The sequence below is a fragment of the Ensifer sp. Root423 genome, from assembly GCF_001426275.1.
GTDB lineage: Bacteria > Pseudomonadota > Alphaproteobacteria > Rhizobiales > Rhizobiaceae > Ensifer > Ensifer adhaerens.
The window spans coordinates 268,896-281,205 of the sequence record NZ_LMEG01000023.1 but is presented as its reverse complement, the minus strand read 5'-3'; the positions used below and the strand labels follow the sequence as shown (position 1 = coordinate 281,205).

9 protein-coding genes are annotated in these 12,310 nt (G+C 62.1%); 3 read left to right on the top strand and 6 right to left on the bottom strand.

Features of this window, described 5'->3' with window-relative positions; all coding sequences use genetic code 11:
* Nucleotides 1–1,113 carry an ABC transporter permease gene (locus ASD01_RS20730; protein ID WP_060644347.1) on the top strand — a complete coding sequence of 371 codons (1,113 nt, stop codon included), beginning with the start codon at nt 1–3 and terminating at the stop codon, nt 1,111–1,113.
* Here the strand turns inward: ASD01_RS20730 and ASD01_RS20725 are convergent, their stop codons facing one another.
* Together ASD01_RS20725 and ASD01_RS20720 are read right to left on the bottom strand one after the other, a co-directional pair.
* On the bottom strand, nt 1,114–1,716 hold the full coding sequence (locus ASD01_RS20725) for an alpha/beta hydrolase (RefSeq protein ID WP_034799622.1): 603 nt from the start codon (nt 1,714–1,716) through the stop codon (nt 1,114–1,116). It abuts the gene before it with no gap.
* 155 nt (nt 1,717–1,871) lie between these two features.
* Nucleotides 1,872–2,801, bottom strand: a complete 930-nt coding sequence (locus ASD01_RS20720; protein WP_034799621.1) for a VOC family protein — start codon at nt 2,799–2,801, stop codon at nt 1,872–1,874.
* 234 nt (nt 2,802–3,035) lie between these two features.
* On the opposite strand from ASD01_RS20720, the gene ASD01_RS20715 reads away from it, so the two are divergent.
* Together ASD01_RS20715 and ASD01_RS20710 are read left to right on the top strand one after the other, a co-directional pair.
* Nucleotides 3,036–4,862 (top strand): sensor histidine kinase, encoded by a 1,827-nt coding sequence (locus ASD01_RS20715; protein ID WP_034799620.1) that lies wholly within the window; start codon nt 3,036–3,038, stop codon nt 4,860–4,862.
* The gene (locus tag ASD01_RS20710) at nt 4,859–6,220 is read left to right on the top strand and encodes a sigma-54-dependent transcriptional regulator (RefSeq protein WP_034799619.1); all 1,362 of its coding nucleotides are present in this window, start codon (nt 4,859–4,861) and stop codon (nt 6,218–6,220) included. The genes ASD01_RS20715 and ASD01_RS20710 overlap by 4 nt, the downstream gene beginning before the upstream one ends.
* A 75-nt stretch (nt 6,221–6,295) precedes the next feature.
* Here the strand turns inward: ASD01_RS20710 and ASD01_RS20705 are convergent, their stop codons facing one another.
* The 4 genes from ASD01_RS20705 to ASD01_RS20690 are packed head-to-tail and all read right to left on the bottom strand — an operon-like array spanning nt 6,296 to nt 11,598.
* On the bottom strand, nt 6,296–7,897 hold the full coding sequence (locus ASD01_RS20705; RefSeq protein ID WP_060530325.1) for an ABC transporter ATP-binding protein: 1,602 nt from the start codon (nt 7,895–7,897) through the stop codon (nt 6,296–6,298).
* Between the two features lies 1 nt (nt 7,898).
* Nucleotides 7,899–9,029: an ABC transporter permease gene (locus ASD01_RS20700; RefSeq protein WP_034799617.1), complete on the bottom strand. Its 1,131-nt coding sequence runs from the start codon at nt 9,027–9,029 to the stop codon at nt 7,899–7,901.
* Nucleotides 9,022–9,945, bottom strand: a complete 924-nt coding sequence (gene oppB, locus ASD01_RS20695) for an oligopeptide ABC transporter permease OppB (protein ID WP_034799616.1) — start codon at nt 9,943–9,945, stop codon at nt 9,022–9,024. The genes ASD01_RS20700 and oppB overlap by 8 nt, the downstream gene beginning before the upstream one ends.
* A gap of 54 nt (nt 9,946–9,999) precedes the next feature.
* Complete coding sequence (locus ASD01_RS20690) at nt 10,000–11,598, bottom strand: peptide ABC transporter substrate-binding protein (protein ID WP_034799615.1); 1,599 nt, start codon at nt 11,596–11,598, stop codon at nt 10,000–10,002.
* Nucleotides 11,599–12,310: the final 712 nt, after the last annotated feature.

Here is a 12,310-nt window from a genome sequence, read left to right as displayed (position 1 = left end):
ATGTGGTGGACGAGACTGAAGGCCCTGATCGTCAAGGAGTTGCTGGCGGTGCTGAGCGACCCCAAGGGGCGCACCGTGCTGATCGTACCGCCGATCCTGCAGCTTCTGGTGTTCTCCTACGCTGCGACGCTGGAGGTCACGAATGTCGACGTGCTGGTGCTGAACCGCGACAACGGCCACTGGAGCCAGGATCTGATCGAGGGGATCGACGGCTCGCCAACCTTCCGAAGCATCCGCTTCACCGACAGTCAGCAGGAGGTACGCCTGGCGATCGACACCCAGCAGGTCATTGCGGCGATCGAAATCGGCCCCACCTTCTCGCGCGATATCGAGGCCGGCCGGCCGGCGGAGGTGCAGGTCATCCTCGACGGCCGCCGCTCCAATGCGTCGCAGATCGTCTCCGGTTATCTCGGCCGTATCGTCGGCGCGCTTGCCGCCGAGACGCCCGCCGGCAAGCGCGTGGCATCGGGGGCGGTCACCGTCGTTGCCCGCAACTGGTTCAATCCAAACCTTACCTACCAGTGGTTCATGGTTCCGAACCTCGTCGCCAGCATCGCATTGTTGATCGGTCTTATTGTCACGGCGCTATCGATCGCGCGCGAACGGGAGATCGGCACTTTCGATCAACTGATGGTCTCGCCGCTTCGAACCCACGAGATCCTGATCGGCAAGCTGATCCCGCCGATAATGATCGGCCTCTTCCACATCAGCATTTACATCCTGGCGGCCGTCTTCATCTTCGGCGTGCCGCTGCGCGGCTCGCTGCTTTTGCTCTACGGCAGCGCGGTGTTCTACCTCGCCTCCGTCGTCGGCCTCGGCCTGTTCATTTCTGCCCTGTCGATGACGCAGCAGCAGGCGATCCTCGGCGCGTTCCTGTTCATGGTGCCGGCGATGCTGCTTTCGGGTTTCGCCACGCCGATCGAGAACATGCCCTCCTGGCTGCAGCCGATCACCTATGTCAATCCGCTGCGCTACTTCCTCGTGATCGTGAAGGGCGTGTTCCTCAAGGACATTCCGGCGGTCGAGGTGGCGCGACAGACGATCCCATTGTTTCTGATCGCCATCGTCACCCTCTCGGCCGCCTCCTGGCTCTTCCGTCGCCGGCTGGAGTGATCAATCCTTCAGGAAGCGCGCGATCGCCGCGATTTCATTCTGGCGGATGTCGTGCCCGCCCGAATGCCACTCGATCTCGGTTGCCGCGCCCTGCCCCTGGAAATAGTCCGCGAGCGCCTGGGTCAGCGGCGCCGGGCAGATGGGGTCACGCTCGCCGGCGGTGATCAGGACGCTACGCTCCTTCAGCCCCGCATTGTCCTTCGGGCGGAACGGGATCAAGGGATGCATCAGCACCGCCTTGTCGAAAACACCACCTTCGATCAGCACGTTGGCAAGGATGTTTGCGCCGTTGGAATAACCAAGGCCGATCACCTGAGAAGCCTGATGCTCCGTAGCCAGCGCCTTGACGAAGCCCGTCATCTTTTCGGTGGCGCGAGCAAGGTCGGCCATATCGTAGACACCCTCGCCGGTGCGCTTGAAGAAGCGTGCGGCGCCAAATTCCGAAACGTCGCCTCGTGGCGAAACGATCGTCGCGTCGGGCAGCAACTCGGATGCGAAAGTGAAGAACTGGTTCTCGTCACCGCCGGTCCCGTGGAACACGAAGAAAATCGGCTGGCCGGGCTTTCCGGCCTTCAGCTTGTGAACATAGCCATGATCTACCATTTTTGTCTCCTGGGGCAGGCCTCCGACGGGTCGAAGCCTCGTGCGAACCTGCCTGATTTCAAAGCGTTGACTTCACGGTTTCGACGAAACTGTGAACCGACCTGTGCAAGATCGGGTAGCGAAGGCTCGCCGCCGCGGCGAGCCTTCTTGGCGTCTTAGTCGATCTTCTGCAGGTGACTTTCGAGGATCGGGCGCAGGTGCTTGTGCTGCTGCGGCAGCTTCAGCGCCTCGCCGAGATGGGCGAGGTCCTCGTCCCGGTCGAAGCCAGGCTCGTTTGTCGCGATCTCGAACAGGACGCCGCCCGGCGTGCGGAAATAGATCGCCCAGAAGTAATCGCGGTCGATGACCGGCGTCACCTGATAGCCCGTGTCCATCAGTGCCTTGCGCACCTCGAGTTGCTTTTCGCGGTTATCGACCGCGAAGGCGATGTGGTGCACCGAGCCTGCCCCTTGCGAGGCGCGGCCGATATTCGGCATCGTTTCGAGGTCGATGACGCGGGCATCGTTGCCGCCGGGCACGATTAGACGAGTTACACCATCCTTGCGGTCAAGTTCTTCGTAGCCCATGAACTTCAGAAGTTCCGCCGTCGCACCTTCGTCACGCAGGCGCAGTGCTGCCGAATGGAACCCGCGGATCGCATGATCAGCGGAAATGCCGCCTTCCGTCCAGGGCGTGCGCCCATCGTCCCTGACCTCGACAAGCGCAAAGCCGTCACCATCAGGACCGGCAAAGTTCAGGCGCTTTTCACCGAAGGTTTCTTCATCCTTGAGACCGGTGGCGCCGAGCGTCGCCAGCCGCTCTTTCCAGAAACCGAGCGAACCTTCGGGCACGGAGAAGACGGTGGTTCCGACTTCGCCAGTACCGGCGCGGCCACGCGGCATCTGCGGGAACGGGAAATAGGTCATGACGGTACCAGGCGTGCCGGCTTCGTCGCCGTAATAGAGGTGGTAGACATCCGGCGAGTCGAAGTTGACCGTCTTCTTGACACGGCGCAGGCCGAGCGACTTGGTGAAGAACAGGTTGTTCTCGCGCGCATCGTCCGCCATCGAGGTGACGTGATGCAGACCCTTGATCTGATTGAGCATTGCCGTGATCCTTTCTCTCCGGCGCCACCGGGCGCTCCGTTGGGTCTTAGATGCGCCTATCCGCTTCTCGGCGAAAGACGGCCGCAACCAAACGCATTGTCAACAGATCATTGACGACGCCTAAAACTCGTCAACAGAAGCGAGTTGCAGCGGCGACTTGTGAGCCCTCGCCCCGATGCTTAAGATCGGCGGGCGGCATTTGCTGCAACGACGCGAGGAGGGGCGCGCATATCTGTGAAACATCGCTTGGTCCTTGCGTTCCTGCTGTTGCCGCTGCTTGCAACCATGCTGGCATGGAAAGGCTATGCGGTCACGACCGACAGCTATTTGCGCGAGGCAGGTGCTCAGGCGACCACGGCGCTGCGCCTCGCCGTCACCGCGCTCGACGGCCACCTCAACCGCTACCAGGCGTTGCCGGCACTGATCGCGGATCATGACGATGTCCGCGAGCTCGTCACCCGCCCACGGGACCGGCGACTGCGGGAGGCCGTCGACAGCTACCTCAAGGACATCAACGGCCTGTTGCAGTCCTCCGACATCTACGTGATCACGCCGGATGGCAACACCATCGCCGCCAGCAACTATGACGGGCCGACGAGCTTCGTTGGGCAGAATTTCAGCTACCGGCCCTATTTCCAGGAAGCGCTTCGCGGCGAGCAATCGCGGTTCTATGCACTCGGAACCACGTCGTTGAAACGCGGCTACTTTTTCGGCTCCCCGATCCGGGTCGGCAACGAGATCCGCGGCGTCATGGTGTTCAAGGTCGATGTCGAGCGCATCGAAGCGTCCTGGCAGGGCGGCGAGTACAAGATCTTCGTCTCCGACCCGGAAGGCATCGTCTTCATGTCCGGCGATCCGGAATGGCGCTACGCGTCGATCCTGCCGCTGACGTCGGACCGGCTTGCACGAACCGAGGCCTCCAGGCGCTACGCCGATGCGACCGTACATGCCCTTCCCGTGTCGGAGCGCGTTTCGTCCGACCGTCATTTCCTCACCGTCTCGGCCGAAAACTCGAGCCGCGAATACCTGATGCTTTCGCAGCGGATGCCCGACGCCGACTGGACGGTGAATGTGCTGGTCGACACCGCGTCGGTGCGAACACAGGCGCTGACGACTGTTATCGCCGCTCTGCTTCTGCTCTGCCTTGCCGGTCTCGGCGTCGCCATCATTCTCCAGCGGCGCGCGCGGCTCAACGAGCGCCTGTCGATGCAGGCGGAAGCACAGGCCGAGCTGGAACGCCGCGTAGACGAACGCACCGCTGACCTTGCCCGCGTCAACGGCCAGATCGAGGAAGAGATCGCCGAACGGCGGCTGACGGAGAAGCAACTGCGACGGACGCAGGCCGATCTGATCCAGGCCGGAAAACTGGCAGGGCTCGGGCAGATGTCCGCCGCCCTCTCGCACGAATTCAACCAGCCGCTCGCCGCCGCCAAGACCTATGCTGACAGCGCCGCACTGCTGATCGAGCGGGGTCGGTCCGACGAGGCGACGGACAATATCCGCCGCATCTCCGGGCTTGTCGACCGCATGGCGGCGATCAGCAAGCACCTGCGCAATTTCGCCCGCAAACCGAACGAGAAACTCGGGCCGGTCCCGGTCGAGGAAGTGGTGCGCGACACGATGGAGATCGTGTCGGTTCGGCTGAAGGCGGCGGCGGCGACCATCGACATCGATCTCGGCAACGAACCGCTCGTCGTCCGGGCCGGCTCGGTCCGCCTGCAGCAGGTGCTCGTCAACATCATTTCCAATGCCGCCGATGCCGTCGAGGGCCTTGACGACCGCACCATCCGCCTGCGTGCGAAGCAGGAAGACGGCAAAGTCGTGCTGACCGTCAGCGACCGCGGCCCCGGCATTGCGCCGGCGATTGCCGAACGTATCTTCGACCCATTCTTTTCCACAAAGGGCGTCGGCAAGGGGCTGGGCCTTGGCCTTTCGATTTCCTATAACATTATCAAGGATTTCGGCGGAAGCCTTGTCGCCACTAACCTCGCGGAAGGCGGCGCCGAGTTCCGCATCGAACTCGCTGCCGACAACAGCAATGCCCGGGAGGCCGCCGAATGATCGAGAGCCGGATCCTGCTCGTCGATGACGAAGAGGATGTGCGCCATTCGAGCGCCCAGGCGCTGGAGCTGGCCGGTTTCCGCGTCGATGCCTTCTCGGCCGCCGAACACGCGCTCGAATTCATCAGCTACAGTTTTCCTGGCGTGGTGATCAGCGATATCCGCATGCCGGGCATGGACGGCATGACCCTCCTGCAGCGCATCCGCGAAATCGATGCGGAGGTACCGGTTATCCTCGTCACCGGCCATGGCGATGTGCAACTCGCGGTCCGGGCCATGCGCGAAGGCGCCTATGACTTCGTCGAGAAGCCCTTCGCAGCGCAGATGCTCGCCGGCACGATCCGCCGGGCACTGGACTGGCGCGCGCTCGTTCTTGAAAACCGCCGGCTGAAGGCGGTTGCCGGCAAACGCGACGACATCGAACAGCGGCTGCCCGGTCGAAGCCAGGTCATGGTCGATCTGCGCTACCGCATCCGCGCGCTCGGCGCGGCCGATGCCGATACCTTGATCATCGGCGATACCGGCGTCGGCAAGGAGGTGCTGGCCCGCACGCTGCATGATCTGAGCACCCGCGCCAACAGCCCGTTCATCGCCATCAACTGCGCCGCACTGCCCGAAAACCTGATCGAAAGCGAGCTCTTCGGCCACGAGCCCGGCGCCTTTCCCGGCGCCATCCGTCCACGCTACGGCAAGTTCGAACATGGTCGCGGCGGTACGATCCTGCTCGACGAGATTGGCTCGATGCCCTTCGACCTCCAGGCAAAGTTTCTGCGGGTGCTGCAGGAACGCGTCATCACCCGGCTCGGATCGAACGAGCAGGTCCCGCTCGACGTCCGTTTCATCGCCACCAGCAAGGTCGATCTCGAAAAGGAAGTCGCCGCCGGGCGCTTCCGGGCGGACCTCCTCTATCGCCTCAACGTCGCGACGCTCCGCGTCCCCTCGCTTGCCCAGCGGCGCGCCGACATTCCGCTGCTCTTTCTGCAACTGGTCAGGGAGTCGGCCGCTCGCTACGGCCGGGATGAGGTGGAGATCTCCCAATCGATGCTGGCCGAAATCGCCGAGCGCGACTGGCCGGGCAACGTGCGCGAGTTGCGCAATGCCGCCGAGCGGCTGGTGCTCGGGCTCGATGCGGCTCCCGACGACAGCGCGCGATCGGAAAACGGCAACCGCCTCGCCGACAAGGTGGCGGCCTATGAAAAAGGCCTCATCGCCAGCGCAATCGCCGCCCATGGCGGCGCGCTGAAGCCGGTCTACGAGACCCTCGGCATCTCGCGGAAGACGCTCTACGAAAAGATGCAGAAGTTCGGGCTCGACAAGAAACTCGTCGCTTCCGATTTCTCCGCAGAGAACGAGACCTGACGTTTCCGAGCCCGAGAACGGAAACGGGGACGCGATCGCTCGCGTCCCCGCCAAATTTTGAAGGCCTGTGCCTGCTCAAACGTTGAAGGCAGCGCCGATCAGCGTCTTGGTATAGGGCTGCTTCGGCGCCTCGAAGATCGCATCGGTCTCGCCTTCCTCAACAATCTTGCCGTTCTTCATGACGATCACATAGTCCGACATCGCCTTCACCACCGAAAGGTCGTGGCTGATGAAGATGTAGGAGAGCCCGTGTGAGCGCTGCAGGTCGCGCAACAGCTCGATCACCTGCCCCTGGACCGAACGGTCGAGCGCCGACGTCGGCTCATCGAGGATGACGACCTTGGGCTTCAGGATCATGGCACGAGCAATGGCGATGCGCTGGCGCTGGCCGCCCGAGAACTCGTGCGGGTAGCGGTTGCGGGAGGCGGGATCGAGGCCCACTTCCTTCAACGCTTCCGACGCCCGGCGGTCGCGGTCGGCGCGGGTGAGCTCGGGCTCGTGCACGTGCAGGCCTTCGGTGATGATTTCGCCGACGGTGCGCCGTGGCGAAAGCGAGCCGTAGGGATCCTGGAAGACGAGCTGCAGGGTGCGCCGCAACGGCCGCATCTGCCCGCGGTCGAAGCCGGAGATATCCGTCGTGCCGAAGCGGTAGTGGCCGCTGCTCGGCAGGAGCCGAAGAAGCGCGCGGCCGAGCGTCGACTTGCCCGAACCGGACTCGCCGACGACACCGATCGTCTGCCCTTCCTTCAGGCGCAGATTGACGCTGTCTACCGCACGGAAGACGGACTTGCCGCCGCGGAAGAGGCCGCCACCGATCTGGTAGTCGACGCAGACGTCGCGACCTTCAAGAATGATCGGCGCACTGTCGGGCGGAGACGCCTTGCGGCCGCTCGGTTCGGCGGCAAGCAGCATCTTCGTATAGTCGGCCTGCGGCCGTTCGAAGATGTCGGCCGTCGTGCCCTTTTCAACCACTTCGCCGCGACGCATCACGGCGACACGGTCGGCGAAGTGTTTGACGATGCCGAGGTCGTGGGTGATCAGCACGATCGCCATGCCGAATCGCTTCTGCAGCGATTTCAGGAGATCGAGGATCTGCGCCTGGATCGTCACGTCGAGCGCCGTCGTCGGCTCGTCCGCAATCAGCAGATCCGGGTCGTTCGCAAGTGCCATCGCGATCATCACGCGCTGGCGCTGGCCGCCCGATAGCTCGTGCGGATAGCTGTCGATGCGGCGTGCCGGTTCCGGAATGCCGACGAGCTCCAGCAGTTCGAGCACGCGCGCCCGCGCCTGCTTGAACGTGCCGCCGCGGTGGTGAACGATCGGCTCGGCGATCTGGCGACCGACCGGATAGAGCGGATCGAGCGAGGTCATCGGCTCCTGGAAGATCATGGTGACCTTCGCGCCGCGGACCTGGTTCAAGGCCTTAGCCGGCAGTCCGACGAGCTCCTGCCCGCGGTAGGTTGCCGAGCCGGTCACGGTGCCGTTCTTGGCAAGCAGACCCATGATGCCCATCATCGTCTGACTCTTGCCGGAGCCGGACTCGCCGACGACCGCGAGCGTTTCGCCGGTGCGCACATCGAGATCGATGCCCTTGACCGCTTCGACCGTGCCGTCAGGCGTCGAGAAGTTCACCTTGAGACCGCGAACGGCCAGGATGGTTTCCTTGGTATCTGCCATGTCAGCGATCCTTCGGGTCGAGCGCGTCGCGCAGGCCGTCGCCGACGAAGTTCAGCGAGAACAGCGTCAGGACGAAGAAGATGGCCGGGAAAATCAGAAGCCATGGCGCCGACTGGATGTTGTTTGCGCCTTCCGAGATCAGCGCCCCCCAGCTCGTCAGCGGCGCCTGAACGCCGAGGCCGAGGAAGGAGAGGAAGCTCTCGAGCAGGATCACCTTGGGCACGACGACGGTCACGAAAACGATGACCGGGCCAATCGTGTTGGGGATGATGTGCCGGCGGATGATCTGCCAATCCGTGAGACCGAGCGCCTGCGCGGCGCCGACGAATTCTCGACGTTTCAACGCCAATGTCTGACCGCGCACGATACGGGCCATGTCGAGCCATTCCACTGCCCCGATCACCAGGAAGATCAGGATGAACGAGCGCCCGAAGAACACGACGAGAACGACGACCAGAAACACGAAGGGCAGAGAATACATGATCTCAACCAGACGCATCATGACGTTGTCGACGCGACCGCCGATGTAGCCCGATGTCGCGCCGTAGACGACGCCGATCCCGAGAGACACGAGGCTCGCAAGCAGGCCGACGGCGATCGAGATCTGGCCGCCGAGCATGACGCGAACCAGGAGGTCGCGGCCGTTGGAATCCGTGCCGAAGGGGAAGTATTCCCGGTCGACCTGACCGGTCACCTTCAGCGTCTTACCGTCGTTTTCCGTTGCCACCACCTGGGTGTCACGGAATTCGTTGGCGCGGTCGAAGTAGCGCGTGGCACGGGAATCGATCGGCTGTTCGGAGGTAATCGTCGCGGTGAAGGTTTCACCCTCGAGATTGAACTCCTTGAGCGTGACGCGTGCCCGTGTGGCGACGCCTTCCATCACGTCCTGAAGCGTCGACGTATCTGGACGCGGCTCCAGGCTCGGGCTGATCGAGACGTAGGACGGAAACACCTGATCATAGGTGTGCGGGACGAAGAACGGGCCGAGGAACGAGAACAGCGCGATAAGCGCCAGCATGAAGCAGCCGGCCATGGCGGCGCGGTTGCGCTTGAAACGCATGGCGGCGAGCTGGAAGAGGCTGCGCCCCTTTGTTTCCGGCGTCGCCGCCGGGGTCTGGGCGATATCAGTCATGGCGAACCCTCGGATCGAGCAGGCCGTAGAGAATGTCGACCAGGAGATTGAAAACGATGACGAAGATGGCAACGAGGATAACTGTGCCCATCACCAGCGTGTAGTCACGGTTGATGGCGCCAAGGACGAAGTAGCGACCGACGCCCGGGATGGTGAAGATCGTCTCAACGACGGCCGAGCCGGTAAGAAGGGCCGCAGCACAGGGCGCGAGATAGGACACGACCGGCAGCATCGCACCACGCATCGCATGGGTAACGACGACCGTTCGCGATGGCAGGCCATAGGCCTTGGCTGTTCGGATATGGTCGGTATGCAGCGCCTCGATCATCGAGCCGCGCGTGAGCCGCGCAAAAACTGCAAGCTGCGGCAATGCCAGCGCGATCATCGGCAGGATCAGGAAGCGCAGCGATCCATCCCCCCAACCACCGGCCGGCAGCCATGCGAGCACGATCGCAAAGACCAGTGTCAGCACCGGGCCGACGACGAAGTTGGGCACGGTGACCCCTATCGTCGAAAACGACATGATGGTGAAATCGAGGACGCTGTTTTGCCGAAGCGCGGCAATCGTTCCGGCGGTGACGCCGCCGATCAGCGCAATAAGCAACGCGTAGAAGCCGAGTTCCATCGAATAGGGCAGACCCTTGCCGATCAGTTCAGCGACGTTGTTGTCCTTGTAGACGTAGCTCGGGCCGAAGTCGCCGGTCACCGCATTGCTGAGATAGTGCGTGTATTGGCGCCAAAGAGGCTGGTCGAGCTGGTACGTCTTCATCAGGTTCGCCATCGTTTGTGGCGGAAGAGGACGCTCGAGGTTGAAGGGGCCACCAGGGGCGAACCGCATCAAGAAAAACGAAATGGTGACGACGATAAACAAGGTCGGCACCGCACTCGCCAATCGGCGAAGGATGAAGGAAATCATGGACGTGCTCCGGAGGCGACGCGCGACCTTATGACCGCGCGTCGTCTCTGTTCGTTATTCGGCGATGCTCAGGAACTTGCTGAGGTGCTCGTTCGGAGCATTGTCCGCCCAGCCCTTGACGCGGCTGGCAACCAGCCACAGGTCGGCCTGGGTCAGAAGCGGAGCGATCGGCTGTTCCTTCATCAGCAGCGCTTCGGCTTCATGCATCAGCTTCGAGCGAGCGGCCGGATCCTGCTCGTCGTAGGACTTCTTCATCAGGCCGTCGAACTCGGCGTTTTCGAAATGGCCGTAGTTGAAGGTCTTGTTGGAGCCGACGCTGAGCGCCAGGAAGTTCTCGGCATCCGCGTAGTCAGCCTGCCAGCCGGCGCGGGCAACGTTGAACTTGCCGCCTTCCTGCAGGTAGGCGTAGTGCGAGGACACGTCGAGGTTCACCAGCGACACCTTGGCGCCGAAGGTGTTCTTCCACATGTCGGCGACAGCCGTTGCGACGCGCTCGTGGTTCGGGTTGGTGTTGTAGCGCAGCTCGATGTCGAGCGGCTTGCCACCTTCGCCGTAGCCAGCTTCCTTCATCAGGGCGATGGCCTTGTCTTCGCGGTCGAGCTGCGACAGCGTGCCGAACTCGGCCTTGGACGGCTCACCGTAGCTCTCGATGCCCGGAGGAACCATCGAATAGGCGGGGAGCTGCGAACCGGCGTAGATTTCCTTGGCGAGGAAGTCGCGGTCGACGGCCATGGAGAGAGCCTGGCGGACGCGAACGTCGCTATAGGGCTCCTGGCGGGTGTCGAAGGCGTAGTAATAAGTCGCAAGCGACGGCGAGACATGGACCTGCTCGCCATAGGACGTGCGCAGACGGTCGATCTGGTCAGCCGAGAAGTTGTAGACGAGGTCCATTTCCTTGGCTTCGAAACGACGAACCGAAGCAGCCTGGTCGTCGATCGGGTAGAAGATGACCTTGTCGAGCTTGACGTTGGCCGCATCCCAGTAGTTGGCGTTCTTGACGACGGTCAGGCTGTCGTTCGGAACGTGGGCCTGCAGCGTGAAGGCGCCGTTCGATACCATGACGCCCGGCTTGACGAAGTCCGCGCCGTTCTTTTCGACGCTGGCCTTGCTGACCGGAAGTGCCGTCTGGTGTGCGAGCAGCTCCAGGAAGAACGGGGTCGGACGCTCGAGCGTGATTTCGACGGTCTTTTCGTCGATCGCCTTGATGCCGAGCTGATCGGTCGGCAGGTCGCCCTTGTTTACCTTTTCGGCGTTCTTGATCGGGAAGAGAATGTTGGCGTAGCCGGCAGCCGTCTTCGGATCTTCGACGCGGCGGAAGGAGAAGACGAAGTCTTCAGCCGTTACCGGCGAACCGTCCGACCACTTTGCATCGGCGCGCAGCTTGAAGGTGTAGACCGTGCCATCGTCCGAAAGCTCCCACGTCTCAGCAACACCGGGGACGATCTTGGCAGAGGCGTCATAGATCGTCAGGCCTTCGTAGAGGTCCTTGAGGATGAACGCTTCAATGTTGATCGAGGTGTGGTGCTGGTCGAGCGTCTGCGGCTCACCTGCGTTGCCGCGATGCAGGACAGCTTCGGCAAGTGCCGGGCTTGCTCCGATGAGCAGCGAGCCAATCAGCGCGGCAGCGCGGAGGTTGAGTTTCAGTGATGCCATTTTGTTTCTCTCCTTCCCCTTGTTTTGGGTTTGTGATCGCAGGAGAGAAGTGCAAATCGTTCGCGAACGCAAGGCGGATTCTGCGGCTGTCTGCATCTTTATCTATAGGAGGGGAATCGACCTATCCCATAGGTTGTATTTTGTTTGCGATTCTTTTCGTCGCCTTTGCGACGGGCATATGACGTGAACAGGGCATTTTTGCGAAATCTACTGCAACGTTTTAGGTCCGCGCTTTTTGTCGGCCGGATTGGGCCTCGAATCATCCGCGATGCAAAGTTTGTGAATTTTAGCGGCAGTTTACGTAATCTGCGCAAAGAAAGAGGGGCGTTGCCGCAATCTTCTTGCGGGACGTTCACCTCCTGTCGACAGACTGTTTCCGAGAGGGCATCCACCACGATGGTGTAACAGACAAAATCAGCGCCCAATGGTTGCATCCACTGCCCTTGACTCCCCCTCCTCTCAGGCACCACCAGAAAGTGAAAACACTTCAGACTGAAGGTGTTGCATCCAGTCCACAGTAAAATCGATTGAAGCGAGTTTCGACCTCTGGCAACCTGCCTTTTGCCCGGTTGTCAAACCACTTCGATGAACTATTGTGCGCCTGACTTCGGTGGGCGCGACCAATTCGCGCGCGCCGTCACGCCGCACGAAAAAGCCGGCCATCGACTTTGCCATCGATGCATTTCGTGCGGTTCAACGGCCGGATTGTTTT

What these genes read in the sequence shown, in the direction of transcription:
- ASD01_RS20705 (WP_060530325.1), bottom strand. Translation starts at nt 7,897, where the DNA reads ATGGCAGATACCAAGGAAACCATCCTGGCCGTTCGCGGTCTCAAGGTG.
- ASD01_RS20725 (WP_034799622.1), bottom strand. Translation starts at nt 1,716, where the DNA reads ATGGTAGATCATGGCTATGTTCACAAGCTGAAGGCCGGAAAGCCCGGC.
- ASD01_RS20700 (WP_034799617.1), bottom strand. Translation starts at nt 9,029, where the DNA reads ATGACTGATATCGCCCAGACCCCGGCGGCGACGCCGGAAACAAAGGGG.
- ASD01_RS20710 (WP_034799619.1), top strand. Translation starts at nt 4,859, where the DNA reads ATGATCGAGAGCCGGATCCTGCTCGTCGATGACGAAGAGGATGTGCGC.
- ASD01_RS20730 (WP_060644347.1), top strand. Translation starts at nt 1, where the DNA reads ATGTGGTGGACGAGACTGAAGGCCCTGATCGTCAAGGAGTTGCTGGCG.
- oppB (WP_034799616.1), bottom strand. Translation starts at nt 9,945, where the DNA reads ATGATTTCCTTCATCCTTCGCCGATTGGCGAGTGCGGTGCCGACCTTG.
- ASD01_RS20720 (WP_034799621.1), bottom strand. Translation starts at nt 2,801, where the DNA reads ATGCTCAATCAGATCAAGGGTCTGCATCACGTCACCTCGATGGCGGAC.
- ASD01_RS20690 (WP_034799615.1), bottom strand. Translation starts at nt 11,598, where the DNA reads ATGGCATCACTGAAACTCAACCTCCGCGCTGCCGCGCTGATTGGCTCG.